Source organism: Rhizobium cerradonense (genome assembly GCF_030182455.1).
In the GTDB taxonomy this organism is placed as follows: domain Bacteria; phylum Pseudomonadota; class Alphaproteobacteria; order Rhizobiales; family Rhizobiaceae; genus Rhizobium.
The window spans coordinates 365,786-390,401 of sequence record NZ_JAQJCK010000005.1 but is presented as its reverse complement, the minus strand read 5'-3'; the positions used below and the strand labels follow the sequence as shown (position 1 = coordinate 390,401).

The 24,616-nt window shown below is 59.1% G+C and carries 25 protein-coding genes; 12 read left to right on the top strand and 13 right to left on the bottom strand.

Features of this window, described 5'->3' with window-relative positions; translation table 11 throughout:
• Window positions 1-5 precede the first annotated feature (5 nt).
• Window positions 6-1,022: a GlxA family transcriptional regulator gene (locus PH547_RS15170; RefSeq protein WP_260305006.1), complete on the top strand. Its 1,017-nt coding sequence runs from the start codon at window positions 6-8 to the stop codon at window positions 1,020-1,022.
• Between the two features lie 29 nt (window positions 1,023-1,051).
• Here the strand turns inward: PH547_RS15170 and PH547_RS15165 are convergent, their stop codons facing one another.
• Window positions 1,052-2,596 (bottom strand): FAD-dependent monooxygenase, encoded by a 1,545-nt coding sequence (locus tag PH547_RS15165; protein ID WP_260305007.1) that lies wholly within the window; start codon window positions 2,594-2,596, stop codon window positions 1,052-1,054.
• Window positions 2,597-3,010: 414 nt separating this feature from the next.
• Here PH547_RS15165 and PH547_RS15160 point away from each other — a divergent pair, with 414 nt between their 5' ends.
• Window positions 3,011-3,646: an outer membrane protein gene (locus tag PH547_RS15160; RefSeq protein ID WP_260305008.1), complete on the top strand. Its 636-nt coding sequence runs from the start codon at window positions 3,011-3,013 to the stop codon at window positions 3,644-3,646.
• A 138-nt stretch (window positions 3,647-3,784) separates the two neighbouring features.
• On the opposite strand, the gene PH547_RS15155 is transcribed toward PH547_RS15160, so the two are convergent.
• The 3 genes from PH547_RS15155 to PH547_RS15145 form a co-directional block, all read right to left on the bottom strand.
• Window positions 3,785-3,997 (bottom strand): hypervirulence associated TUDOR domain-containing protein, encoded by a 213-nt coding sequence (locus tag PH547_RS15155; protein ID WP_260305009.1) that lies wholly within the window; start codon window positions 3,995-3,997, stop codon window positions 3,785-3,787.
• A gap of 87 nt (window positions 3,998-4,084) precedes the next feature.
• Entirely contained in the window at window positions 4,085-4,399 is a 315-nt protein-coding gene (locus tag PH547_RS15150) for a hypothetical protein (protein ID WP_260305010.1), read from the bottom strand.
• A gap of 175 nt (window positions 4,400-4,574) precedes the next feature.
• Entirely contained in the window at window positions 4,575-5,258 is a 684-nt protein-coding gene (locus PH547_RS15145) for a 5-formyltetrahydrofolate cyclo-ligase (protein ID WP_260305011.1), read from the bottom strand.
• A gap of 114 nt (window positions 5,259-5,372) precedes the next feature.
• Here PH547_RS15145 and PH547_RS15140 point away from each other — a divergent pair, with 114 nt between their 5' ends.
• The 6 genes from PH547_RS15140 to PH547_RS15115 all read left to right on the top strand — a co-directional run bounded on the left by PH547_RS15140 (window position 5,373) and on the right by PH547_RS15115 (window position 11,655).
• Window positions 5,373-6,278, top strand: a complete 906-nt coding sequence (locus tag PH547_RS15140) for a LysR substrate-binding domain-containing protein (RefSeq protein WP_260305012.1) — start codon at window positions 5,373-5,375, stop codon at window positions 6,276-6,278.
• 49 nt (window positions 6,279-6,327) lie between these two features.
• Complete coding sequence (locus tag PH547_RS15135; RefSeq protein WP_285168723.1) at window positions 6,328-7,449, top strand: HPP family protein; 1,122 nt, start codon at window positions 6,328-6,330, stop codon at window positions 7,447-7,449.
• Between the two features lie 281 nt (window positions 7,450-7,730).
• Entirely contained in the window at window positions 7,731-9,236 is a 1,506-nt protein-coding gene (locus PH547_RS15130; RefSeq protein ID WP_260305014.1) for a lipopolysaccharide biosynthesis protein, read from the top strand.
• A gap of 95 nt (window positions 9,237-9,331) precedes the next feature.
• Entirely contained in the window at window positions 9,332-10,159 is an 828-nt protein-coding gene (locus tag PH547_RS15125) for a galactosyl transferase (RefSeq protein ID WP_285168722.1), read from the top strand.
• A 6-nt stretch (window positions 10,160-10,165) separates the two neighbouring features.
• Complete coding sequence (locus tag PH547_RS15120) at window positions 10,166-11,275, top strand: acyltransferase family protein (RefSeq protein WP_285168721.1); 1,110 nt, start codon at window positions 10,166-10,168, stop codon at window positions 11,273-11,275.
• Between the two features lie 104 nt (window positions 11,276-11,379).
• The gene (locus PH547_RS15115) at window positions 11,380-11,655 is read left to right on the top strand and encodes a DUF6522 family protein (protein ID WP_104826608.1); all 276 of its coding nucleotides are present in this window, start codon (window positions 11,380-11,382) and stop codon (window positions 11,653-11,655) included.
• Between the two features lie 11 nt (window positions 11,656-11,666).
• On the opposite strand, the gene PH547_RS15110 is transcribed toward PH547_RS15115, so the two are convergent.
• From PH547_RS15110 to PH547_RS15100, 3 genes are all read right to left on the bottom strand, one after another.
• Window positions 11,667-12,410 carry an RNA polymerase sigma factor gene (locus PH547_RS15110; RefSeq protein ID WP_104826609.1) on the bottom strand — a complete coding sequence of 248 codons (744 nt, stop codon included), beginning with the start codon at window positions 12,408-12,410 and terminating at the stop codon, window positions 11,667-11,669.
• A gap of 18 nt (window positions 12,411-12,428) precedes the next feature.
• Window positions 12,429-12,704 carry a cupredoxin domain-containing protein gene (locus PH547_RS15105; protein WP_457901159.1) on the bottom strand — a complete coding sequence of 92 codons (276 nt, stop codon included), beginning with the start codon at window positions 12,702-12,704 and terminating at the stop codon, window positions 12,429-12,431.
• 61 nt (window positions 12,705-12,765) lie between these two features.
• The gene (locus tag PH547_RS15100; protein WP_104826611.1) at window positions 12,766-13,287 is read right to left on the bottom strand and encodes a DUF4142 domain-containing protein; all 522 of its coding nucleotides are present in this window, start codon (window positions 13,285-13,287) and stop codon (window positions 12,766-12,768) included.
• Window positions 13,288-13,772: 485 nt separating this feature from the next.
• On the opposite strand from PH547_RS15100, the gene PH547_RS15095 reads away from it, so the two are divergent.
• The 4 genes from PH547_RS15095 to PH547_RS15080 all read left to right on the top strand — a co-directional run bounded on the left by PH547_RS15095 (window position 13,773) and on the right by PH547_RS15080 (window position 16,916).
• Window positions 13,773-14,858, top strand: coding sequence for a fatty acid desaturase family protein (locus tag PH547_RS15095; RefSeq protein ID WP_285168720.1), 1,086 nt, complete (start codon window positions 13,773-13,775; stop codon window positions 14,856-14,858).
• Window positions 14,859-14,917: 59 nt separating this feature from the next.
• Entirely contained in the window at window positions 14,918-15,232 is a 315-nt protein-coding gene (locus PH547_RS15090; RefSeq protein ID WP_104826613.1) for a MocE family 2Fe-2S type ferredoxin, read from the top strand.
• A gap of 109 nt (window positions 15,233-15,341) precedes the next feature.
• On the top strand, window positions 15,342-15,899 hold the full coding sequence (locus tag PH547_RS15085) for an NADPH-dependent FMN reductase (RefSeq protein ID WP_260305022.1): 558 nt from the start codon (window positions 15,342-15,344) through the stop codon (window positions 15,897-15,899).
• Between the two features lie 129 nt (window positions 15,900-16,028).
• Window positions 16,029-16,916, top strand: coding sequence for a DMT family transporter (locus PH547_RS15080; protein ID WP_285168719.1), 888 nt, complete (start codon window positions 16,029-16,031; stop codon window positions 16,914-16,916).
• Window positions 16,917-17,016: 100 nt separating this feature from the next.
• On the opposite strand, the gene PH547_RS15075 is transcribed toward PH547_RS15080, so the two are convergent.
• The 6 genes from PH547_RS15075 to PH547_RS15050 form a co-directional block, all read right to left on the bottom strand.
• Entirely contained in the window at window positions 17,017-19,356 is a 2,340-nt protein-coding gene (locus PH547_RS15075; RefSeq protein WP_260305024.1) for a polysaccharide biosynthesis tyrosine autokinase, read from the bottom strand.
• An 84-nt stretch (window positions 19,357-19,440) separates the two neighbouring features.
• Complete coding sequence (locus tag PH547_RS15070) at window positions 19,441-20,346, bottom strand: UTP--glucose-1-phosphate uridylyltransferase (RefSeq protein WP_260305025.1); 906 nt, start codon at window positions 20,344-20,346, stop codon at window positions 19,441-19,443.
• A 4-nt stretch (window positions 20,347-20,350) separates the two neighbouring features.
• Window positions 20,351-21,403: a glycosyltransferase family 2 protein gene (locus tag PH547_RS15065; RefSeq protein WP_285168717.1), complete on the bottom strand. Its 1,053-nt coding sequence runs from the start codon at window positions 21,401-21,403 to the stop codon at window positions 20,351-20,353.
• Window positions 21,400-22,341, bottom strand: a complete 942-nt coding sequence (locus PH547_RS15060; protein WP_260305027.1) for a glycosyltransferase family 2 protein — start codon at window positions 22,339-22,341, stop codon at window positions 21,400-21,402. Before PH547_RS15060 ends, PH547_RS15065 begins: the two co-directional genes overlap by 4 nt.
• Window positions 22,338-23,336 (bottom strand): glycosyltransferase family 2 protein, encoded by a 999-nt coding sequence (locus PH547_RS15055; protein WP_260305028.1) that lies wholly within the window; start codon window positions 23,334-23,336, stop codon window positions 22,338-22,340. The genes PH547_RS15060 and PH547_RS15055 overlap by 4 nt, the downstream gene beginning before the upstream one ends.
• Entirely contained in the window at window positions 23,333-24,541 is a 1,209-nt protein-coding gene (locus PH547_RS15050; RefSeq protein WP_260305029.1) for a glycosyl transferase family 1, read from the bottom strand. Before PH547_RS15050 ends, PH547_RS15055 begins: the two co-directional genes overlap by 4 nt.
• Window positions 24,542-24,616: the final 75 nt, after the last annotated feature.

The window sequence follows — 24,616 nt, the reverse complement described above, 5'->3', positions numbered from 1 at the left end:
AAGAGATGCTTGAGAAATATCGGCCGGAAGATGACGTCGTCACGTCCGCCAGCCGTCTCAAGGTGGGGTTCATCTTGGCGCGGTCGTTCACTTTGTCCGCCTTCGCGCTCTTCGTGGATACGTTGCGGCTTGCAAGCGACAAACAGGATCGTTCCGGAAGGGTTCTTGCGGACTGGCAGGTGATTGGAAGCACGAGGCACCTCATAGCCTCGAGCTGTGGCGTCCAGGTCGCTCCGACGTCGGATCTCGTTGATCCCTCGCGGTTCGACTACATCGCGGTCGTCGGCGGCCTTCTGACCGTCGAAAACCCCGTCGACCAGGAGACAATTGCATATCTCAAGCAGGCGGACGCCAAGAAGGTGCCACTGATCGGCGTGTGCACCGGGTCATTCATTCTTGCTGCGGCGGGCCTCATGAAACGGCACGAATCCTGTGTAAGCTGGCTGCATTACGAGAAGTTTCGAGAGCGCTTCCCCGAGCTCAAGGTCCGCTCCGACCGACTGTTCAATCTCGATCGCCAGCGAGGATCGTGCGCAGGCGGCAGCAGCGCCGCCGACTTGGCGGCATTGCTGGTCAGGAAATACATCAGCCGTGACGCGGAGCGAAATGCGCTGGAGGTCCTGCAGATCGAGAAGGCCCGAACCACCGCGGACATCCAGCCCCGTCGTCCGCTGTACGAAGACTATGACGATGCCCGCGTGAAGGCGGCAATGATCGCAATGGAACAGTTCGTCGATGGCAGCCTGCCGATTCCCAAGTTGGCTGCCAAGGTTGGACTGTCACGGCGGCAACTGGAGAGAATTTTCATCGAAAAGACGGGAATGTCTCCTGCCAAGGCATACAACCGGGTTCGCATGGAGCGGGCGAAGTCGATTCTTGCCCGGTCGAAGGCGCCTCTCATCGAGATCGCGCTGGATGTCGGATTTGAAAACACGTCGCAGTTCACGAGGACATTCAAGCGCACATTTGGGCAGACGCCGTCGCAACATCGCGCGGCGGTTTTGAGCGCCCGCTCCGTTTGATTGATACGATCACGGACTTAATGCGGTACCTATGAGGAGACTTCGCTGAACCACCGCGACGCGGCCTCAGCAGCCTGCTCAAGGTTAGGGGCAGCGTCAGCCGCCCAGGCGACGACGCCGTCCGGGCGCACGAGCACAGCGCTTAACCCCAGCCGATCCCTGACATCACTTGCGATATAAGTTATCCGCCCACGCCAGCGGCTTGCAAGCGCGCGCAGGGGAGAGCGCAGGTCAAAGTCCAGCAGGATGCCTTGCCCCTTCCTGAGAAGTTCTCCGAGCGTTGTCCCGTCGGTCAACTCGAAATCGGGTACGCTGCGGCCGATCAGCGGGTGGAGGCTTGCAAGGTCGTAGCGGAGTGAAACGCCCCACACCCGCTCGGCGAAGTATGTCGCGCCGTCGTGCGTGTCGATGAGGTCGCGGATGATGGCTTCGAGCGCGCGCGAACTCTGGGTCGGCCGCATGAGCGCGACCTGGGCGCGCGACCAGTCGAGGACCTGAGCTCCGACTGGATGCCGTTCACGCCAGTAGCTGTCAAGCAGATCGGTCGGGGCATCGCCGCGGATGATGGCAGCAAGTTTCCAGCCAAGGTTCATCGCGTCGCCAAGCCCGAGATTGAGCCCTTGGCCACCCAATGGCGAGTGGATGTGCGCGGCGTCGCCGGCGAGCAGCACTCGTCCTTTTCGATAGGTGGTCGCTTGATAGGCGCGGTCCGTCCAGGTCGTAGCGAGCCCGAGGGCCGTCACTGTGACCTCGGCGCCGGAGACACGGCGCAATACCGCCTGCACATGGTCAAGCGTGATCGGCTGGGTTCGATGGAAAGCGCCACCGTCGAAATCGACCATCGCGATCGTTCCTGGCGGCGCGTAGTTATACATGCCCGTTGGCGTGTAGGTACGGCCCGGTCGAAGCTTGTCCGGATCAGCCAACTCGACTTCGGCCGAATAGCCGGTGAACTCGGGATCCGTACCGACAAAGTCGAAGCCGCCAGCTTTGCGCACAGTGCTGCGGCCGCCATCACATCCAACAAGCCAGCGTCCGAGGATGGTCTCGCCGCCGGCGCGGACGGTCACGTCTTCGTCCACTTGATCGAACGTCTCGACGCCGAAGCCGCGCCGGATCTCGACACCCATCGCGCCGGCCCGAGCGGCGAGGACATTTTCGAGCGACTCCGTGTCCACCATCATGCTGGTCCCGGCAGGGCTCAGCAGACGATATGGCCACTGCGATGTGTCGATGTTGTCATAGTAGAACTGGATGCCGGCGAAATGGCCGGCCGGCCGGCGCGGCTGTTGCATCCAGTGGGCGGCTGATCGCGTTGCGCCCAAGATATCGTTCTCGCGCTGCGCCGCGACGACGGCGTCCAAAAGGCCGCGACGGTGGAAGCCTTCGATGATGGGGGCCGAAAGGCCGCGCATGCCGAACGGCAGGCGCTTCAAGGGGGAGCGTGGATCCTCGGCCTGCTCCAGCACCAGCACTGAAAGATCGAACAACCGCAACTCGCAGGCGAGGAACAAGCCGACAGGGCCGGCTCCGGCAATCACAACATCATAGGGGATCGGGTGGTGGCTGGGCATGAAGTACTCCTGTGTCGATGTTCGACCGGAGCGTTCCTCGATTTTGAGTACCACACGGACGAACGATTGGGCGCCCGGGCGGCGTCCGATGTTCGTCGTGGGGATCTCGTGCACGAAGCCAAAGACCAGAGCTTTCGTTACCGAAAGGACTTGGGCTTACCAGACCAAGTCTGCCTTTTCCGACGTCGGCTGTATAACGGATTGGCGACTGGGCTGCAACGGGAGCTTGGCTTCTCTTCATGAACAGGCGCGGCAAAGCCGAAAGGACAGTGCGGAAGAGCGCTCGTAATGGACGCGATCCGTCAAATCCTGAAGCGAAAATAGGCTTCCAGGTCAAAACGTGATAGTTTTACGACAGCCTTTGAACGGTGCCGACCTATATCCCGACCCATAACAACAACCGAGGATACACCGATGCATAAGCTGCTCATCTCCACCGCGATTGCCAGTATCGTTGGATTCAGTGCGGCGTCGGCCGCGGATGTTGTAACCCAGGCGCCGGAAGCGCCTGTCGTCGAAACTCCGGCAGGTTTCACTTGGGCGGGTGCATATGCCGGTATTCGCGGCGGCGGCAATTGGGTCAATGGAGATTTCAGCATTCCCGGCGCACGCGCGTCTGAAGATCTGAGCGGCGGCCTCGTCGGTGGCTTCATCGGCTACAATTGGCAATTTGAGAATAATGTTGTGCTCGGCCTCGAAGGCGACCTCAATTATAACTGGAACAAAGATACTATCGCACCCGGCATCGATGTTGGGACGGACATTGATGGTTCGGTCCGCGCCCGCCTCGGCTATGCTTTCGATCGCGCTCTGATCTATGCGACAGGCGGCTGGGAAGCGACGCGTGGGTTTGTCGACACGGGCAGCAAAGACACCAAAACCTTCAACGGCTGGACGGTTGGCGCCGGCGTTGATTATGCCTTCACCAATCGGGTCTTCGGACGCTTGGAATACCGCTACACCGACTTCGGCGATAAGGATATCAACGGCGTGAACGTCGATCTGAAGCAGAACGCCGTTGTCGTCGGTATCGGCGTGAAATTCTGGTGATTGCTTCAGCAGATAACGTCAGGCGCCTCGCAAGTCACCGCGGCCGCATCGGAAGACGATCCTCAGCCTTATGGCAGCGGGACGTCAGCACGGTCTCTAGGCTGACGAGGAAGCCATGCTGGCGCGAGCTCCGCTGGCTCATTGGATCTTCTGAAGCGCGCTCCCCTTATGCGCTGCAATATGGGCGGTCTTGTCGCTCTTGATTTCGTACTGCGGATCGTCGGCCGAAGCGCGATGCGTATGGCCTTTATAATCGAAATCGCGGGTGTGAATTTTGGTGATCGTGCCGCTGACATGGCCCGCTTCGGAGTTCCAGCTCACATGATCGCCAACTTTGAATGTTTTTCCCACGGCGCTTTGCTTCCGTACCGGACTCTCTTACGCCATTAACGCGAGCTCATGCTCTTTGTTCATTCAGCGCGAAAGCACTGGCGGCCGCTAAAGAGCGTGAACCGTGAACTGCAGATAGGCGGCAAGGCTGGCGGCCGAAAGTCCCACAATGATGACGGGATGGGCGAGGCCCTTGCTGATGGTCGCAAGGGCCAGGCCGAGCAGAACGATCATTCCCCCTAGCAGCAACCCTTTGTCGGCAACGGACAGTGCGAGGGCGGACAGGCAGACGGCCGCGGCGACCATCGTTACCGGCATCTGGTTTTGAAGAGGCTCGCTTCGGCTTGTGAAGGTGAGCAGGAACCTGTTCCAGCTCAGCCCGAGAGAAATGCTTAGAAGCAAGGAGGGGAGAACATGCCACATGAAATATCGTCTCTTCTGATGTCGATCATAGAGAAGCAATCCATGTGCCAAAGGTGAGAAACTGCGATTTCGCAAGGGCAAGTCGGGACGCCGACAAGGTTGGCTGCCTGTTTGGAAGTCGATTTGCCGTTCTCTTCGGCATTCAAGTTGGACATTGCGGCTAAGGCCTGAGAGCTCAGCGGTATCGCAACTCGGTTTGCGTGACGACCACATCCATGGGAATGTCGTGAGCAAGGGGATGAATGGTGGCGATCTTCTGGGACTCGAAGCCGACGCCGATGGTAAAGGGCTTGCGGTCGAAACTAGCCAGTGTTCTGTCGAAAAAGCCGCCGCCATAACCAAGCCGGAAGCATTCAGCATCGAAGCCGACGAGGGGCGCTATGACGATGTCCGGAACGGCTTGCGCACCTTCCTCAGGCACCGGGATATTCCAAACGCCACGTTCAAGCCGGTCACCCATTTTCCACGACCGGAATATCAATGGTTCGGCTTTGGCGACGACCACGGGCAGCAGGCAAATGGCGCCACGGGCAGTCAAGGCGGCCATCCATCCTCGGAGATCGGGTTCTCCGAGGAACGGCCAAAACAGGCTTATGTGTTTACCGGAGACCTTAGTGACAATCCGGTCAAGATGGCTCGCGATGGCGCGCGTATAGTCCTTGCGCTGCGCCACCGGTAAGGCCTTGCGCTCATCGATCAACTTCTGCCGTTCCGGCTTTCGCCAGGCAAAGACCTCTGAGTCCGTGGCAAAGGCGGGCGAAATACCACTATAGGCGGGATCGACTTCGTGCAGCATACACGCAGGCGACGCGTATTCATGGGTTTCCTCGTCCATCTCCGATCGATCTGATTTTGTCATCCGCTCTTTGAATCTCTCCCGCTTGACGGTTCGAGGCGAAAACCCGCTTGAGCAGCGGCAATGATTTTTATATAGGGAACGATATGGTAATTTAATTCCTGAATCGAGATCTTTTTGGACCTTTCATCGATCGAGATATTCCTCGCCGTCGCTTGCGACCGCAGCGTGACCAAGGCGGCCAAAGCCGTCGGCCGCGCGCCGTCGAATGTGACGACCCGAATTCAGCAGTTGGAGGATGATCTCGGCGTCCTGCTCTTCAGCCGCGACGGCAAAAAGATGACTTTGACGCGAGAAGGCGAGACATTTCTGGTCTATGCCAATCGCCTCGCCGCCTTGGCGCTGGAAGCGAGACAGGCCGTCAGGCCCCTGCAGCCTTCCGGCACGCTGCGTGTCGGAACGATGGAAAGCACGGCGGCAAGCCGGTTGCCGGCAGCGCTGACCCAATTCAACCGGATGTGGCCCGATGTGTCGCTTCATCTGACATTGGGTGCATCGCGCGATCTCACCCGGGACGTTCTTGGTGACGTATTGGACTGTGCGCTGATCGCCCGCCCGCCGAAAACGATGCTTGACGAAGATGCGGATTTTGATGCCGAGCTTGAGAGCCTTGAAGTAGAACCTGTCTTTGTCGAGGATCTATTGCTCGTATTGCCGTCCGGGCATCCGCCCATTCAATCCGCCGCCGACTTGCGGGTCGGATCGCTTGCTGCTCTCGAACCTGGATGCACCTATCGAAGGATTGCCGAAAGCTGGGCGCGAAAATCGAGTGGCTTGCAGACGAGAGAGCTTGGCTCCTACCACGCGATCCTGGCAAGCGTGGCAACCGGGAGCGCGGCAGGTGTCATGCCGAAATCGGTTCTCGATCTCATGCACTGGCCGACGAGTTCCCCAACTCATCAACTGGGAGCCATCGACACGATCCTCATCTATCGCAGGAATGATCGGCCAACCGCCTTCAAAGCGTTTCACGAAGTCCTCAGCGCGGCCAAGAGCCGGGATCCGCGGCTGGTAACAAACTAAACGGCGCCTCCACCCACTCACAAACAATCTTTCCTAAACTGGTTTCATCATGCAGCATCCAGACTCCCCCAAGGTGGGGCCGAGCCGTTTCCGCTTGTTTTCGCCAATCCTCGCTGGGGCAACCCTGCATGAACGATTGATGGCTTGCCTTGGGGCCTTGATCGGTATCGGCCTTACCGGCGTCATCAGCGGCTATCTCTTCGGGCAAGGACCCCATCTACCGCTCATCGTCGCACCGATGGGCGCATCGGCGGTGCTTCTTTTCGCGGTCCCGTCCAGTCCGCTTGCCCAGCCCTGGTCGATTATCGGCGGCAACACCATTTCCGCCATGATGGGCATCATTGCAGGCTATTTCATTCATGATCCGATTATCGCAATCGGGGTCGGCGTCTCACTTGCGATCGGCGCGATGTCTTTCACCCGATGCCTCCATCCACCCGGCGGCGCGGCAGCTCTGACCGCCGTTCTCGGCGGCCCGGTCGTTGCAAGTTGGGGTTTCTTCTTTCCGTTCATCCCCGTGGCCCTGAATTCCTGCATACTGGTCGGCCTCGGCCTGCTGTTTCACAGGTTTTCCAAGCGCAACTATCCGCATGTTGTCGCAATGCCGGCGGAGAACACCCATCAGACGCGTGACCTGCCGTCGGTCCTGCGTGTAGGCTTCCGCGAAGAAGACGTCGATGCCGCTCTGGCCGCGCTCGATGAGACCTTCGATATCGATCGGGCCGATCTTAGCCGCCTGCTGCGGCAAGTCGAATTGCAGGCAGCGGTGCGGTCGCACGGCAACATAAGCTGCGCCGACATCATGTCACGCGACGTCATCGCCATCAGCGAGGGCACCGAGCCGGATCATGCCCGGCATCTTCTGTTGAAGCACAACATCCGCACACTGCCGGTAAAGGATCGGGAAGGCCGCTTGATCGGTACGATTGGCCTGCGTGAATTGTCTGACAGCATCGATAGCATCGCGGGCGCGATATCGAAGCCGGCCGTGGCGGACGCAGCCGATCCTGCACTATCGCTGTTGCCTGTTCTGACCGACGGGCGCACGCATGCGGTGATTATCGTGGACACCGACCGCCGTGTCCTTGGCCTGATATCGCAGACGGATCTTCTGAGTGCCATGGCGCGGCTTTTGTCAAACAACAACGCGGCGGCGCTGGCCGACGCTTGAGGCACGTCATGGCTGCCAATGCCTCTGGGTATAGCCGTCACATTTATGTCCAAGCGATCAGCCAATAACGAAACGTGAGGGCAATATCATTGCTCAGCGCCGTCACTAACTGTGCGCTGCAGCAAAAAAGATATGAAATGCATTGCGCTGCGCAAGACGGGCGCTTGACCATTTCGATTTCGGCGCCATTTGAGCCCCAGCCTTCGATTTCGTGACCTTGCACGGCTGCTTCGGCGGGAACCAGATGGAGTTGTAACATCGCTAATGAATCGGATGAAAGCTTGAGGTCGCCGCCTTCCTGGGAAACGGGAAGCGCGATTCTCGAGTCGGACGAGATCGTCTTCGAACACTTGAGCGAGAACCGATCCGGCGCGGCGCTGAAAGGGGCGTTCTGGTCGGCGTTGGATACGCTGATACCGACGGCGCTGAACAGCCTCGTTTTCATTGTCACGTCGAGATATCTGCTGCCGCAGGACTTTGGTCTTGTGGCGCTTGCCTTCAGCATCGTGAGCTTTGCCGCCGGCCTTGGGCCGACCGCGTTCGGCGAAGCGTTGATCCAGCAGAAGACCATTCGCCAAAGCCACCTCGATACCGTGTTCTGGCTGTCGTTCGCGTCGGCGGCGATCCTTTACCTCGTGCTTTTCGCGGGATCCTCCTACATTGCCCATGCCCTGGGGCATGACGAAATCGTCGGCTTGCTGATGATTATCGGCTTGAAGATTTTCTTCGACATGATGATCATCGTTCCCAATGCCCTTATCGGCCGCACGATGTCCTTTCATCTCGCCGCCGTCCGCACGGCGATCGCCACGGTCGTATCGGGCCTCGTATGCCTGGCCTTGATTTTCGCCGGCTTCGGCCTCTGGGCACTGGCGATCGCGCAGATCGCCGCACCTGCCGCCGGATGCATAGCCGCCTTCTGGGGCGCGGGATGGCTGCCGGGTGTGCGGATCAAGTGGAGCAGTCTTCGCGAGCTCCTGCATTACGGCGTCTTTGCGTCCGGCAATCGCTTCCTCCAGTCCATGAGCCTCGATCAGCTCATCATAGGCACGCTCGTCAGTCCGGCCGCGCTCGGCATCTATAATTTCGCCCGGCGGCTTTTCGAAATGATCAACAATGTCGTTGCCGGCGGCCTGACCTCGGTCACGCACGTTCTCCTGTCGTCGCTGCAGCATGATCAGAATAAGGTCCGTGAGGCATTCCTCATGGCAACGTTTGGCTGCTCGCTGGTGTCATTTCCGGCCTTCATGGGTCTTGCCGCCGTGGCCGACGACGCCATTCCGTTGATCTTCGGGCAACACTGGGCGGCTGCGATCTGGCCGGTGCGGTTTTTCTGCGTCATCGGATTGATGAGCGGCATCGGCGTTGTCCAGGCATCCTTGATTACCAGCCAGGGCAAGTCGGACTGGTGGTTCTACTACCAGCTCGTGCGAAACATCGTCACGATCATCACCGTGCTGCTGCTTTACCCATATGGCGTGACCACCATCGTCTTCGCGCTGATGCTCGAAGTGCTGCTTCTTTGGCCGGTAACGCTCTGGATGGTTTCGCGCTTGATTGCACTCAGCGTCGGAGCTTATTTCGCCCAGTTCGTTAGGCCGATAGCTGCCTATGTCGGAATGCTTGCCGCCGTGCTCGGCGCTTCGGCATTGCTGCAGGACTGGAGCCCGGCCTCGCGCCTGGCGATCGAAATATCCGTCGGCGCGATCGTCTATACGAGCCTGATCTTCATCCTTTGCCGGGAGAGAGCTCTTTTCCTGGCAAAGACAATGCTCCGGCGGCGCTAACTTTCGTTCGGCTCAGCGGCCGAGCATCGAAATCGATTGTTTATTCCAATGTCCCTGTCGGATGCAGGGCCGATGCGATCGCAAAAGAGGGAATTATGTCACTCGTTACGTTCATCATTCCGGTTCGACACCAGGACAATGCCAAGGATTGGCCGGCGCTGAAAGAACGGTTGTCCCAAACCGTGGCGTCGATTGCCGGTCAATCGAACCCCGATTGGAGCGCCGTTATCGTCGCGAATGAGGGTGCGGACCTTCCCGATCTGCCGCCGCAATTTTCAGTCGAACGCGTTACGTTTCCCCCGAACCAGCTCCACGATTTGGATAGCGCGGATAGAGAAAGGGTCTACGACGCGTTCCGCCTGGACAAGGGCCGCCGCGTGCTGAGCGGTATGCTTTCAGCCCGGGATTCGCGGTTTTTCATGATCGTAGACGATGACGATTTCGTCAGCACCAATATCGTCAGCTACGTTGCGCAGCACCCGGATACGAACGGCTGGAAGATCGACAAGGGCTACCTCTGGAACGAAGGCGGCCGGTTGATCATGCATTACGATGATTTCGCGAATTACTGCGGCACATCGTTGATCGTGCAATCGCGTCTCTACGACCTTCCGGCGACACTTGAGGTTGCCGATATCGACTATGTGAAGTCGATGCTGGGCAGTCATGTGCGTATCGCAAACATATTGGCCGAGCGCGGCACGCCCCTCGAGGCGCTGCCGTTTCGCGGCGCCATTTACCGGGTTGGGCATAGCGGTGCGCACAGCAAGTCCGCCAGTCTGCTGTCGACCTATTTTTTCAATACCCGCGCGCTTCGGCGCCCTCGCCAACTTCTTCGCAATCTCACGCGGGTTCGTCCGCTCGATCGCGGCCTGCGCAACGAATTTTTCGGTGCTGCCAGCGCCAACAACGTGAAATGGTGATCAGTTGTGAAAGCATCCGATAGTTCAGCGACGGGAGAAGACCTTAGGTCGATCCCTCTCCCACCGCAGGGACGCTCGCTTCAGGCGGGTCGGACAAGCCATCGATATGCATCGCTCGACGCGATGCGGGGGCTCGCGGCATTTGCGGTCGTTGTCTATCACCTTCAACGACCTTATGCGCCTTTGGCCTATGTCGCGGTCGACTTCTTTTTCGTTCTGAGCGGCTTCGTCATTGCAAGGGCATATAGCGAAAAGCTCGCCAGCGGTATGCCGCTGGCGGCCTTTATGAAAGCCCGCTACGCGCGCCTCTATCCGTTGTTCATACTCGGAACCTTCTATGGACTTGTGCAATTGCTGGCCCATTGGAATTGGTCGACCGACAGTGTCGGCGATTTGCTCGCAAGCTTGATTTCGACCGCATTCATGCTGCCGTCTCCGAGCTTTCTGACGAGATCCGCAACGGATTTGTGGCCGTTATACCCTTTGAACGGGCCTGCGTGGTCGCTGTTCTGGGAGCTGCTCGTCAATCTGGTATTTGCCCTGATGCTTTTCAGGATGAGAACGAAACATCTAGCTATTGTCGCGGCGGCATCACTTGGCTGTCTGCTCGCATCCGTCGCCTTGCACCGCTCCCTCGACCTTGGCTGGGAATGGCGATCGGTCGACGGTGGACTGGCTCGCGTGTTTTTCTCCTTCGTCGTCGGCATGATCATATTCAGGCTTCAGAAAGACAGGCGTCCCGTCACAACCTATTTTGCGCTTCTGCCGATCGTCTCGATTTTCGCTCTGCTGTTTCTGCCGACCTATTCGCTGAAATTCGCTCTGCTCTTCTGCATCGTCATTTCGCCGCTTATCGTCCTTGCCGGCACATATCTGGAAATTCCGGAGAAGATTCAGCCGATTGGCATATTTCTCGGCTATCTCTCCTATCCGATCTATATGTGTCACAGGGGCTTTACCGAAATATATGAGCACTTCGTCCACAGCGATCACATGTCGCCGTGGATCTACATCGGAGGCTTTTTGGTGCTGATTTCGGTGATATCGCTTTTGTCGGCCCAGCTTGTCTCCATCGTGCCGAGATTTGCGTTTTCCGCAAAGGTGCGAACGCCGTAGACGCCAAAGCGTTTGATCGGAGGCGGGAACGATTCTCCCGCCGGTGGTCGTTCTCCATTTTGGTTTGATATATGAGCGTGTATATCTGCGGAAGGGGTGAAGCAATGTTCGTCGAGCGCGCGCAAAATGGGGATTTTATTGTCGATTCTTCGGAAATCGCCGCTCGGTTTGGTCTCTCGCTTGCAGAATTTCGCCGCTACATGCAGCGCGGCTCCGTCACCTCTTCCGTGGAGGTGGGCACGGAAGATCACGCGGGAACGAAGCGCCTTTCCTTGCGACTAGGCAACCGCATGTGGCGTGCGATTCTCGATGACGAGAACAGGGTGAAGCACGAGGAAATGACATTTCTCGGCAGGCAGCATGCGACACCCAAGTCCTGATACGACCCCTTCTACTGCGATGGTATCGAGGAATCCCTTTTCCCCGCGTGTATTGTGCGCAGCGCTGTAATCACCCGGTCGGCCATATCGGCGCAGCGGGCACCATCGAAGGGAAAGAGGGCGGAAAATGCTCCGGAAAACTGCTTTTCTATCGAAAGCCGCATCATCTTGCGGGCACGGTGCAGCCGGGTCTTGGTGGTCTCCGGTTTGATGTTGAGGAGGAACGCCGTTTCCTCCGTGCTGAAGCCTTCCACGTCGCGCAGAATGAAGACGGTGCGGAACTCGGCGGGCAGGGCATCCACCGCATGTTCCAGCAGACGCCTCGTCTGATTTCGCGCCAATTCAGCCTCGGGATCGGCTGGCGCGAGCGAGGAGGGGAAGTGCAACAAACCGCCGCCTGACGCCTTGTTCTGCATGTCGATCTCCTCAAGCCCGGTAAAGTCGCGTCGTCGCTGCACGCGAGCGAATGCTTCGTTGAGCGCAATCCTCGTCAGCCAGGTCGATAGGCTGGAACTGCCGCGGAAGGCGGCGAGGTTGATAAACGCTTGCACATAGGTTGCCTGGACAACATCCTCCGCTTCCGCATCGTTGCCGACGATGGCGCGCGCCGTTCGAAACAAGCGCTGGTTGTTGCGCTGGACAATGATCCGGATGGCATCCTCATCGCCAGCCTTGGCGCGAGCGATGAGTTCGGCTTCCGAATAGGTGGAAGGATCCGGCCGTTGTCGCTTGGCTGCGGCGGAGACGGCAGTCATCGTGGCTCCTCTCTCTCCCTACGGCTGTACATTCAGTTCCCCGATCATCATCGGATGAAAGCGGCAGTAAAATTTCACGTCGCCGGTGCGTTCGATGGTCATTTTCTTTTGCGACTTGGCCGGCAGGTCGATGTCGAAGCTGGCATCGCGCGCGGTGGCCGTGTGGCGGAATATATCATCGTTACGCCAGACGATCACGTCGCCGACGTGCAACGTGGCCGGCGGCAGGCCGAATTTCATATTCGCGATGGCGATTTGATATTCGGCCGACTTCGTCACCGTGCTGACCGTCATGAGCAGCAACCCCACGACAATCACCGATAGACGCTTTGTATTCATCGCGCCCATCGCCGGTTCATTTCATCGCCGCGGCAAGATGTTCCGCATGCGTTTGATGTTCCTGGAAGAGTGTAAGGCCGGTCTCCAACAGTGACTTGAGTTCGGCATTCTTTGCCGATGGGATCAGTTGCTTGGAAAGCGCGTCGTTGACCGCCTTGTGATAGGCCACTTCATTGTCGATATAGGCCTTGTCGAAGGCCTTGCCGTCCAACTTGCCGAGCTTGGCCAGTTCCTTGCTGGCTTGGGCACTCAGCGACTTGCTGACGTCATTGTCCTCAGGCGTGACCTTGAGTTTCTTGACCAGCGCCAGCGCCTGCTCGTTAACGGATTTGTGGTCGCGCTCCATAGTCTTGGCGAATTCGACCACCTCCGGATTCTTGCTTTTTTTCACCGCCTGCTCGGCAGCCGTGACGTCGATCTGTCCGGCGGTGTAGGCGATATGGGCGATTTGTGGATCGGAGATTTTCGCATCTGCGGCGATTGCTGCGGTGCTGGCGAAGCCGACCAGGAATGTCGCGGTCAGAATGTGCTTGAACATGATTTGTCTCCCGTTCGTTGTTAATCCGGAGCGGACATTGGACACAGTGCCGTCCTTCGTCCGTTGGTCTCGTGTCGGAACTAGCCATTGGATAGAGTTGAGAGAAAAAGGTTCCCAAAAAAATCGCGGACTTTTTGGGGTCAGGTGATTTTTGGGCGAAGGAGCGCTTTGGTTCTTCTTCGTGGAAGAATTTTCGGTCTGAATGATAGAATTCTATCATTCGAATATTTCCCAAGTAGGAGGCCTCAAAAGGAAAAATGTCTGATCCGCTGCTCATTGGGCGCAGCCGCTCTCCATCACGCTCTAGCGAGATCAGCGATGGTTGGTCTGCGCATGGATGGTCCTGATGTATTCCATCATGAATGAGATGGAGGATTGATGGAATATGATAGATTCCATCATCGTTGCATTGAGGCAAGCAAAAACTCGACCTATCATTCCCGTCATCAGGTGCGGCGCGCTGGTTTGCGACGCGGGAGGCAGGAATGAGCGAGACAGGAAAGCGTGATTACAGCCTGCTTGGCCCAAGCGGCCGGCAGGCGGTCGAAACCGGATTGGCGGCGGCGGAGTGGTATCATACCGAGATTGCCCGCAAGGAGATGAAGGCGCTGATGCAGCGCTCCGATGCAGCCGCCATCCGCGACACGATCATCTGGCTCGGCAGCATGGCGATCCTCGCCGGCCTCGGCATCTTTTTCTGGGGTTCCTGGCTTTGTGTACCCTTCTTCCTGGCTTACGGCGTGCTTTACGGTTCGGCCTCTGATAGCCGCTGGCACGAATGCGGCCATGGCACGGCGTTCAAGACCCGCTGGATGAACGATGCGGTCTATGAGATCGCCTGCTTCATGATCATGCGCAATCCGGTGACCTGGCGCTGGAGCCATACCCGCCATCACACCGACACCGTCATCGTCGGCCGCGATCCGGAGATCGCCGTCATGCGGCCGCCGGATCTCGTGCGCCTGGTCCTGAACTTCTTCGGCATCGTCGATGTCTTCTATGCGATGCTCGACATGGTCCGCAATGCCTGCGGCATCATCAGCGCCACGGAGAAAACCTTCATTCCCGAGATGGAGCAGCCGAAGGCGATCCGCATCGCCCGCATCTGGAGCCTCATCTATATCGCCACCATCGCCGCCGCTATTGCCATGGGCTCTGTCCTGCCGCTGGTGCTGATCGGCCTGCCGCGGCTCTACGGCGCCTGGCATCATGTGCTGACCGGCCTGTTGCAGCATGGCGGCTTGGCCGACAATGTCATCGACCACCGGCTGAACAGCCGCACGGTGCTGATGAACCCGGTAAGCCGCTTCATCTATTGGAACATGAACTATCATGTCGAACACCACATGTTCCCGATGGTGCCCTATCATGCGCTGCCGAAGCTGCATGCGATGATCAAACACGATCTGCCGCGGCCCAATCCGTCGATCTGGTCGGGCTACCGCGAGATGATCCCGGCCTTCCTGCGGCAGTTGCGCAACGAGGATTATTTCCTGAAGCGCGACCTGCCGCCGACGGCGCGGCCCTATCGCGAGGAATTCCACACCGGGCTGGCCGAAGCGGCACAATAACCGCAGGCAACAACCGCAGCCAGAACGGCATATACAACGGCACATACAGGGAGGCAGGAATGAGCGGCAACTGGATTAAGGTCTGCGCGGCGGATGCGATCGACGAGGAGGACGTCATGCGCTTCGACCATGGCGGCAAAACCTTCGCGATCTATCGCAGCCCGGAAGACGACTATTTTGCCACCGACGGCCTGTGCACGCACGAGCAGGTCCATCTTGCCGACGGGCTGGTGATGGACAACATCATCGAATGTCCCAAGCACAACGGCCGCTTCGACTACCGCACCGGCGAGGCCAAGGGCGCCCCCGTCTGCGTCAACCTCAAAACCTATCCCGTCAAGGTCGAAAACGGTGCCGTTTTCATCGATATATGAGGGGCAGGCGATATTCGACTTGGGCTATCCGCATTCACATGACCATCGGTCCTTGACGAATGGTATCGAGCTATAAATCTCTCCCCATCCAATTCTTATGGGGGACACGATGAAAATTCTCGGCATATCGGGCAGCCTTCGCAAGGGCTCATTCAATACGGCACTGCTGCACGCCGCTGTCGCGCTCGCGCCGCCGGGCGTTGAACTCATCGCCGGGACGATCCATGGCATTCCGCTTTATGACGCCGATGTCGAGGCCGAAGGTATTCCGGAAAAGGTGAGCGAGCTCAAGGAGCTGGCCGCAGCCTCCGACGGCCTGATCCTGTTCACGCCGGAATACAACAATTCGCTTCCCGGCGTTTTCAAGAACGCGATCGACTGGATGAGCAGGCCGCCCAGCGATATTCCCCGCGTCTTCCGGGCAAAACCCGTCGCCGTTCTCGGCGCCTCGCCCGGCAATTTCGGCACGATCCTTAGCCAGACTGCCTGGCTGCCCGTTCTGCGCACGCTCGGCGCCAATCCCTGGTTCGGCGGTCGGCTGATGGTGTCTCGCGCCGGCAGCGTGTTCGATGCGGAAGGTCAAATCGTCGACGAGAAAGTGAAGCAGAACCTCGCCGCCTTCGTCGAGGGTTTCGCCGCCTTTGTCGAAAGCACGCAAAAAAGCTGATCGACACATTTCGTGTAGTAAGGCAGATGCGGGAGCCTATGATCGAAGGATCGAATGGCCTATTGTGATCGGCAGCGTCGGTTTGGCCGGCGCTTCCGGGGCCGCATACCATCCTTCCTTCGAGCCGAAATGAAATCCAATACTGCCGGTTATGTCTTCACGCTGTTGGCGATCAGCATATTCGCCATACAGGACGGCATCTCAAAACATCTGGTGAGTGCCTATCCGCCGCTCTTCGTGGCGATGATCCGCTACTGGGCCTTCATGCTTTTTGCCGTGGCGTTGGCATCGCGCTCACCCGGCGGATTGCGTGTCGCCATCCGCACCAAACGGCCGCGCCTGCAGATCACCCGAGGGCTGCTGCTAGCCGCGCAGATCGTGGTCGCCATCTCGTCCTTCGTCATCGTCGGCCTTGCCCGTTCGCAGGCGATCTTCTCGTCCGGACCATTGATGGTCGCGTTATTGTCCGTGCCGATCCTTGGCGAAAGGGTCGGTTGGCGGCGCTGGCTGGCAATCTGCATCGGCTTCGTCGGCGTGCTGCTGATCCTGAAGCCGGAAAGCGGCTTTTTCGACATTCGTTTCCTGCTGCCGCTTGCCGGTGCCCTGTTGTTTTCGCTGTATGTCGTTCTCACCCGCTATGTCAGCCGGGACGATTCCGCGATGACGAGCTTTCTTTACACCGGCGTCGTCGGCGCCGTTGCCATGAGCTGCATCGGACCGTTCTTCTGGGCACCGGTTGTGCCGTATGACTGGGCTTTCCTGGGTGTGCTCTGCCTCACGGGCATGTCGAGCCACTATTTTCTCATTCGCGCCTATGACCTTCTCGACGCGGTGGTGATCCAGCCGCTCACTTATCTGCAGCTCGTCTTCTCGGCGATCATCGCCGTATCGATCTTCGGGGAAACTCTCAATACCAGTACGATCGTTGGCGCCATCATCGTCGTGGCCGCGGGCATCTTCACGATTTGGCGCGAACACGTCCTGGCACGCGCCGGTGCCAGGACGTTGAAAGCGTAGGGGAGAACGGTTCAGCGTTTCACGGAATCGCCTTCACTTTGTCACTTTGTTTTTACGCATTCCGGACGGAAAACCGGTTCGCACAATTCCTAGAATTGCTCTAGGCGTCGATTTCTGCCTTCGGTTGTTCCTCGGTGTAGTAGCTGGTGTATTTCTGCCGGTAGCGCTCCGTGCCACCGAAGTCGCTATAGCGAGACAGTTCCGACATATCCGTCTTGTTGAGGATGACGCCGAGAACACGCGAATTGATCTGCGGCTCCTGTTCCAGCAAATCCCTGACGAGATTGGTCGGCGTCGCGCCCCACTCGGCAACAAAGAGGAAGGCGTCCACCTGCGGCGCGAATGCCTTGGCGTCGATGACCGGGCCCAGCGGCGCAAGGTCGACGACGATGTAGTCGAACATCTTCCGCGCGCTTTCCATCAGGTTCAGCATGCCCTGAGAAGACAGGAGCTCGCTGGTATGCAGCAGATGATCGCGTAGAACCACCGGCAGAATAGCAAGCTTGGTGCGTGGATCGACCCTGACGGCACTTGCCCAGGGAATTTCGCCGAGAGCCGCCTCGATGAGGCCGGTCTGCGGCGGTGATTTCAGCATCCGGCTCAAACCGGGATTGCGCAAGTCGGCATCGATCAGCAGCGTGCGTTTGCCGCTGCTCGCGAGCAGCGCGGCAAAATTGGCGGCCGTCGTCGACTTGCCTTCGCCGGGCAATGCCGAGACAACGCCGATCACGCGGTCAGCCCGTCCTTGCAGCATGACATCGCTGGCAAGCTTGGCGTTGCGCAGGGTTTCGGCGAATATCGAGCGCGGGGCCTCGACCGAGACACGCATGATCCGTTCGAAAGCGACACCGGTCTCGGCATCCTCGGCCGTTGCCGGCCCGACTTTGAGCCTGCGACCCTTCTTTTTCTTCTTGTCGAATGTCTGTTGGCCGAGCAGCGGCAAATAGCCCAGGAATTTGAGGCCGAGCGCTGCGCGCACATCGGCTTCGACCCGGAAGTACCGGTCGCGGAATTCCTGCAGCGCGGCAAAGGCACCGCCGGCCATCAAGCCGAGCACGATCGAAAGTGCCAGGACGAGCGTCTTTTTCGGGCTTGACGGCGCGGATGGCACACCGGCGGCGGAGATGACGCGGGCCTTGGCGATCGGGAAGGAGCGTTGCTGCGATGCCTCCTCATAACGGCTGAGATAGGATTCGTAGAGCGTCTTCAGCGCTGTCGCTTTCTGGTTCAGCGCATTCAATTGCACGAGGGATTTATTGGCCTCGGAGTTCTTGCCGACCACGCCTTCGATGCTGTTGCGCAGCGACACCGCACGCGATTGTGCTACGTCGAATTCATTCTTGTAGCTCGCCGTCAGTTGCTGCAGTTCCTGGTAAATCTGCCGCGTGATGTCTTCGCGCTCCGCCTTCAGCGCCACGGCTTGGGGATGACTGGCGCCGAAATTCTGCGTCACGTCCTGCTCGCGCTTCTGCACATTGAGATAACGCGTCTTCAGATCCTGCAATACGCTATTGTCGGTCTGACTGGACGAGATCGTCGCGTTTTTCACCGCATTGTCCGGTCCCTGATCGATGATCGATTTATATTGATAATAGCGCGCCGAGGCGCTGGCGGTATCGGCCTGAGCGATGATCAGTTGCTTGTTGAGATCGGAAATCTGCTGTTCCGACATCAGTTCGCCGCCGGTCGAGGTCAGACCGTTCTCGGCCTTATATTTTTCGACATCGAGCGAAGCCTGTTGCGAACGCTCGCGCAGGTCGTTCAGCCGCTCCTGCAGCCAGACGGATGCCCGCTCGGTTGCATCGAAATTGGCGTTGAGCTGATCCGTCAGATAGGCGTCGGCATAGGCCGCAGTGACCTTGGCGGCCAATTGCTGATCGGTCGAGCCGAAGGATACGGAGACGACGGAACTGCGGGTGACGCGCTCCACCTTGAGAGCGTCCTGCAATGTCGCGGCGATTTGCTGACGTTGCGCCTCGCGCGCCTCTTCGGCAGTTAGCGGCGGCTTCGCCGGTTTAAAGGCGCTGGCAATCAGCTTCACGCCGGATTTGATCAGCGCTACCGGCGACTGCGGCGGATTGAGGATCGCGTCATTGTTGACGAGGCCTGCCGCATCGACGACGCGCAAGGCCATCTCGTTGGATTTCAGGATTTCGACAGCGCTGGCGATCTCCATATCGGCCTGCTGGCTGCTGGCCTGCGGCGGCTGGTCCTCCGCATATTTGGTCATGGTTTCGTCGAGCAATATCTGTGTCGCTGACGTATAGGTCGAAGGTGCGGTCAGCAGATAAGCGACCGCCAGTGCGACGAAGATGACCACACCGGCGAGGATGGTGCGGATGCGACGGGTGATGACCGCCATCAGCCGGTCTAGGTCAATGAAACCATCCTGCTCCTCCTTTGGAAGAGCGCTGTGGAAGGTGAAATTCTTCTGATGCATGGCGACCACCTTGTCGGAGAAGCCTAAATGAATAGCGGCAATGGCCTGCGGCCATCGAGGCCGCAGGCGAAAGTGTGAAGCGGCTTAAGCTGCGGTCATCTGCGCTTCGTGCGAGAGAACCAAGCTTCGGATCGAGTCGTAAACGAGACCGCCGATGTCCGCGCGTGCCAGCGCGAAGGCGACGTTCGCCTCGATAAAGCCTTGCTTCGATCCGCAATCGAAAGTCCGTCCGCTATAAGCCTGGGCATGGAAGTCCTGTGTTTGAGACAGGCGCAGCATGCCGTCGGTTAGCTGGATCTCGTTGCCAGCGCCGCGTTCCTGCCGCGCCAGGATGTCGAAGATCTCAGGCTGGAGAATATAGCGCCCATTGAGGTAAAAGTTAGAAGGCGCCTCCGACGGATGCGGTTTCTCAACCATTTTGGTCACACCGAAGCCGTGGCGAACCGGCGCTCCACGGCCGATAATGCCGTATTTCGAGGTCTCTTCCGGCGCACATTCCTCGACCGCGACGATATTGCCGCCGACTTCGTCATAGAGTTCCATCAGCCCGGCCATGCAGCCGCGCAGGCCATGGCAGACCATATCGGGCAGCAGCAGCGCAAACGGCTCATTGCCGATCAGGTCCCGAGCGCACCATACGGCATGGCCGAGGCCGAGCGGCGCCTGCTGGCGGGTAAAGCTGACCGAGCCGGCCCGCGGCAGAAGACGCTCCAGTTCGGAAACCTGCTTTGTCTTGCCCGCTCTATGCAGCGAGGAGATCAGCTCCGGCGTATCGTCGAAATGATCCTCGATTGCCGATTTGTTGCGGCTGGTGACGAAGACGATGTGCTCTATGCCGGCCTCGATGGCCTCGTCGACGGCATATTGCACCACCGGACGATCGACAATTGTCAACATTTCCTTGGGCATCGCCTTGGTGGCCGGCAGGAAACGGGTTCCGTTGCCAGCAACTGGGATGATTGCTTTTCTCACACGATGCTTAGGGTCCATAGCTCTATCCTTTGTTAGAGTGAGGGCCTGCGCCCAAACTGGGGAGGGAGGGGGAGATCGGGGACGCCGACGCGACTTCGCCGCCGCCCTGCAGGACGGTTGTCTCGCCGTTGCCCCGAAGAAGGGCGGCAAGACGACGAAGACGGGCCGCGATCGGCATGCGCAAATGACGAACCGCGCCCGGATTGCAGCAGGCAATTTTCAGCGCGTTCGGTAAGGAACCGTCCTTGATGCTGTCGACAAGCATTAGGAAGGATAGTGTTTCTTTCAGGTTGCGCGTCCGTCGCCGTTGGGCGGCCAGAGCGGCGGCACCGAAAGGATGTGTAGAGAAAAACTTCTGGTCGGCGGCAATCATCGCCTCGACATCTTGCCGCTTCAGCACGCGCGAGATCGAACCTTCGCGAATGTAATAGAGATAACCGGCCGTCGGTTCGACAGCGCAGACGCCGCCTTTAGCCAATGCGGAGGCGAGAAAAATATAGTCCTCGCCGATCCTGAGGGCCTCGTCGAAGCGCAGGTGGTGCTTCTCGAGAAAGGCGCGCTCGAAGACGGGCTTCATGTAGCCGAAATTATGCTCGGAGCGGAAAATCATGTTCGACATGATGAATTTCTGCAGCGTCAGAACCGGCAGACGCGCGAGTACGGCTTCCGGAAACATCGTGCCCGCCGCCTCATCCGCTCCCCTGATAACATCGAGATTGTCGACGACGATCTGGGCCTCGGCCTTTTCGGCCCGTGCAATCAGCCGTGCCATGCGGTCCGGGCGTAGCGCATCGTCGGAATCAAGCACGGCAACCCAACGGCCGCGAGCGGCGTCAAGGCCGGCATTGCGTGCCGCGGCGGGACCGCCGTTACGGGGCATGGCAACGAGCCGAACGCGCGGATCGGGGTGGTTGCCGGCAATCGTCGGGGTATTGTCGCTGGAACAATCGTCGACGACGATCACCTCCATGCTGACGGCACCCTGCGCCAACGCGCTGTCAATGGCGCGCTCCAGGGTGTCCTCGGCGTTGTAGGCTGCGATGACGAAACTGACATCAGGGATGAAATCCGTCATTGCGGTGCTTTCTCCAAATTTCCGTATTGTTCGATTTCGCGGACACCGAACAGGCCGCTGACGACGCCTGCGTGCATGATACCGCGCAGGCCGTAGCGGTGGCGCTGCACGGGAAAAGCGGCGAGAAGCGCGGCGACGGCAAAGCAATAGCCGGATTTGGCGCCGGCCATCGCAATTGCCTTCCACCGGCCAAGGCCGGCCGACGTCTCCAGCAGCATCCGCCCATGCGTCTGCCCCATACGGAACCGCCGCTTCGTGAGCCAGGCAACCGTCGCCCGCCCGTTCGGCACGGGTTCGTAGACCATGGCGTCCTCTGCAAAGGCGATCTTTCCGCCCGCCCTGTGCATGTGGGCGAAATATTCCGTATCCTCGCCACCGCTGCGCCCCAGCGCGATGTTGAAGCGGCGGCCGGCAAGCGACGGCGCGTTGCGCCGCAGCAGGACATTGCAGGTATAGCCCGTGCGGATATCGCCGGAGACCCAGACCGGCAATGTCGAATGGAAATCGCCGCGCCGCATCCAGCCCGGCGCACCGTTCGGATAGACGGCGCTGACGGGGCCGAGCACCGCGTCGGCTCCGGTGGTATCCGCGGTCACCAGTAATTCAGCCAGCCAATCCTCTGATGCGGTCTCGTCGTCGTCGATGAAGGCCACGAAATCGCCGGTCGCATGCTCGAGGCAGGCGTTGCGGGCGATCGAAATGTTCGAAGCGGGGCAATGCACATAGGCAATCTCGAAAGGCACCGCCGAACGCATGGCTTCGACGCGGTCGCGCGCACTTGGCATCACGTCATTGTCGGCAACGATGATACGGACAGTAACGTCCACAGGAACGGTCAAGACCGCCAGCGACAACAGCGTCTGGTCCAGTTCGGCGCGGCGATAGGTGCAGACAGCGATATCGATCCTCACGGATCGGCGCTCCGGGTTCCGCGTCATGACACCACCTTGCGTGCACGGAAGCTGAAGACTTCCATCCAGAAACCCATCGACCAGGCAAAATGCATGACCATGGCCGAGACGGCGGCGAGAGGTCCGTACGGATTGCGCTCGCCGAGCGCGATCCAGAAGCCATAGGCTACGCATGCAAAAGCCCAAAGGCTGATGGGAACGACCGCAATCCAACTGAGGATCGCCAGAAACGCGCCGACGAAGATCGGCACCACGGCCAGCGGCAGCATCTGGCGGACGCTCGGCATGCTGCGATGCTTGAGGATATTGCGCGCACGGCCGCGGCCATAGCCGAGATACTGTCGGAAAAGCGTCGGAACGCTGGAGCGCGGATAATAGGTCATTGCCGTCTTGTCGGTGAGCCAGATGCGATAACCGGCCTTCCGTAGGCGATAGTCGAGCTCGGCATCCTCATTGTGGCTGAAGGCTTCGTCATAGCCGCCGACGGCGCGGAAGGCAGAGATGCGCATCAGCGCATGGTGACCGTGATCGGCCCAATGCCCCTTGGCGCCTTCGCGGTGCTTGGAGCCGCCATTGCCGAGCTTGGAATTCTGCGCCACCGCCGTCGCCTTCTGGAAAGCGCTAAAGCCCATGGTACGCATGGCGACGACAACCGAATCCGCCCCAGTCGCCTGCGCCTCCTGCGCGAGGATCTGGCAGTAGTCGCTGGGATAATCGCCATGGGCGTCGATGCGAATGAAATAGTCGTAGTCGCGGCCAAAGGTTTCGATGGCGAGATTGATCGCAGCACTTTGCAGCCGCTTCGGGTTGTCGAGCAGGAGAATGCGCGGATCGGTCGCGGCGATCTCCTTGACGATGTCGCGCGTTCTATCCGTGCTACCACCATCGGCAACCACGATCCGGGCATCAAGTTCGTCCAGAGCACTACCGAGCTTGGCAATCAGCGGCTCGATATGCTTCTCCTCATTGAGGCAGGGAATAACGATTAAGCAACGCATATCCATGGGAATTCCGGTCTTCATTGCAATCCACCTCTATTGCGATGCATTTGTGGGAGGGCTTTTAATTCGGCGGTTTGGCCACTGGCGCGGGTAAGGGAGGCCAGCCGCTGCACCAATCCTTGGCATTCGGCGCGGTCGGTCATCCATTGCCTGCGGTCCTGCGCGGCCAAGGCGTTGAAAGCGGCGAGGTAGCGCTCCTTATTTATGTCGCCCAGGAGGGCGACAAGGTGCGCAGCATCCGCCTTTTCGAGCGTCAGCCCAATTTTTCGGTTTGCCAGGAACCGTGCGGTTTCAGTGCCATTGAAGGCGATCGGCACGGCGCCATGCAGGCCGCCTTCATAGAGACGGTTCGGCAATAGCCAACTGGAATTCAGTCCTTCTTCGAAGAAGTCGATAGCCCAGGAGAATTGCACCTCGCCATAGATCGCCGCGAGATCCTCGGGATTTTTGTATGGGCCACCGAAGCGCATGAAGGGCGCATCGCGCACGAAGCCATCGAAATCACTGAACTCGGAATAGGCCGGCCGGCCACGCAAGACGATCTCGAAGCGGCCTTCCATCTGACGTGAAAATTCAGCAAGCATTTCCAGTGATTTGCGACACCGAAGCGCACCGAACCAGCCGATCTTCCAGGGCTCGTTGGCGGCTGGCAATCGCGGCGCAACGGTAATTTCAGCCCCGATACCCTCGATCGCCAGGACTTTGTTCTCGAGAAGGAGGATCGGCAGGTCGAGGCCCGAGCGAGAGCGGAAATAATGCTCGACAAAGGCCGGCGAACTGGTCAGCAGCAGCGCCGCATCCGCGCCGAAATGGCGCTCGATGCCACGAAGGGCGCCGCCAAAGACGTCCTTGCGCAGCAGCAGCCGGTGAATATCGAGGCACTCGTAGACAACGGGCATATCGCCGCCGAAGATCGACTTGGCGCGATTGGCCACGGCCAGCATTTCAAGATTGCGGCCGATGATCACGTCTGGCTTTTCAATCGAACGCAGCAATCCGCGCAGTTGCAGAGCAGACTTGGCAACGGCAGCGATACGCTGTGCGAACTGCGCATCACGCGTCCGCCCGAGTTCGATCGGTTCGACACCGTGCACGGCAGCCAACGCGTTGTCATCGCGCCGAAAGCCTGCCAGCGTTACTTTCGCCCCACCCGCCTGCAGCATCAGCACCCGCCTGCGGACGGCGGGATCGGCGAGATCGTGGACGAAATAGAGAATATGCAGCATGAAAACTTCCGCTCTCGTACCCGGCCGGATGCCAGGCGCCTCGTTTCGTTCGTGTTGCACCACGTTCATTGCTCC

Bases quoted from the DNA above. Each gene is read 5' to 3' on its own strand.
- PH547_RS15100 (WP_104826611.1), bottom strand. From the start codon at position 13,287: ATGTTCAAGCACATTCTGACCGCGACATTCCTGGTCGGCTTCGCCAGC.
- PH547_RS15065 (WP_285168717.1), bottom strand. From the start codon at position 21,403: ATGACGGATTTCATCCCTGATGTCAGTTTCGTCATCGCAGCCTACAAC.
- PH547_RS15050 (WP_260305029.1), bottom strand. From the start codon at position 24,541: ATGCTGCATATTCTCTATTTCGTCCACGATCTCGCCGATCCCGCCGTC.
- PH547_RS15165 (WP_260305007.1), bottom strand. From the start codon at position 2,596: ATGCCCAGCCACCACCCGATCCCCTATGATGTTGTGATTGCCGGAGCC.
- PH547_RS15080 (WP_285168719.1), top strand. From the start codon at position 16,029: ATGAAATCCAATACTGCCGGTTATGTCTTCACGCTGTTGGCGATCAGC.
- PH547_RS15110 (WP_104826609.1), bottom strand. From the start codon at position 12,410: ATGACTGCCGTCTCCGCCGCAGCCAAGCGACAACGGCCGGATCCTTCC.
- PH547_RS15105 (WP_457901159.1), bottom strand. From the start codon at position 12,704: ATGACGGTCAGCACGGTGACGAAGTCGGCCGAATATCAAATCGCCATC.
- PH547_RS15075 (WP_260305024.1), bottom strand. From the start codon at position 19,356: ATGCATCAGAAGAATTTCACCTTCCACAGCGCTCTTCCAAAGGAGGAG.
- PH547_RS15060 (WP_260305027.1), bottom strand. From the start codon at position 22,341: ATGACGCGGAACCCGGAGCGCCGATCCGTGAGGATCGATATCGCTGTC.
- PH547_RS15095 (WP_285168720.1), top strand. From the start codon at position 13,773: ATGAGCGAGACAGGAAAGCGTGATTACAGCCTGCTTGGCCCAAGCGGC.
- PH547_RS15135 (WP_285168723.1), top strand. From the start codon at position 6,328: ATGCAGCATCCAGACTCCCCCAAGGTGGGGCCGAGCCGTTTCCGCTTG.
- PH547_RS15160 (WP_260305008.1), top strand. From the start codon at position 3,011: ATGCATAAGCTGCTCATCTCCACCGCGATTGCCAGTATCGTTGGATTC.
- PH547_RS15170 (WP_260305006.1), top strand. From the start codon at position 6: ATGCTTGAGAAATATCGGCCGGAAGATGACGTCGTCACGTCCGCCAGC.
- PH547_RS15125 (WP_285168722.1), top strand. From the start codon at position 9,332: ATGTCACTCGTTACGTTCATCATTCCGGTTCGACACCAGGACAATGCC.
- PH547_RS15085 (WP_260305022.1), top strand. From the start codon at position 15,342: ATGAAAATTCTCGGCATATCGGGCAGCCTTCGCAAGGGCTCATTCAAT.
- PH547_RS15145 (WP_260305011.1), bottom strand. From the start codon at position 5,258: ATGACAAAATCAGATCGATCGGAGATGGACGAGGAAACCCATGAATAC.
- PH547_RS15115 (WP_104826608.1), top strand. From the start codon at position 11,380: ATGTTCGTCGAGCGCGCGCAAAATGGGGATTTTATTGTCGATTCTTCG.
- PH547_RS15070 (WP_260305025.1), bottom strand. From the start codon at position 20,346: ATGGACCCTAAGCATCGTGTGAGAAAAGCAATCATCCCAGTTGCTGGC.
- PH547_RS15150 (WP_260305010.1), bottom strand. From the start codon at position 4,399: ATGTGGCATGTTCTCCCCTCCTTGCTTCTAAGCATTTCTCTCGGGCTG.
- PH547_RS15055 (WP_260305028.1), bottom strand. From the start codon at position 23,336: ATGAAGACCGGAATTCCCATGGATATGCGTTGCTTAATCGTTATTCCC.
- PH547_RS15090 (WP_104826613.1), top strand. From the start codon at position 14,918: ATGAGCGGCAACTGGATTAAGGTCTGCGCGGCGGATGCGATCGACGAG.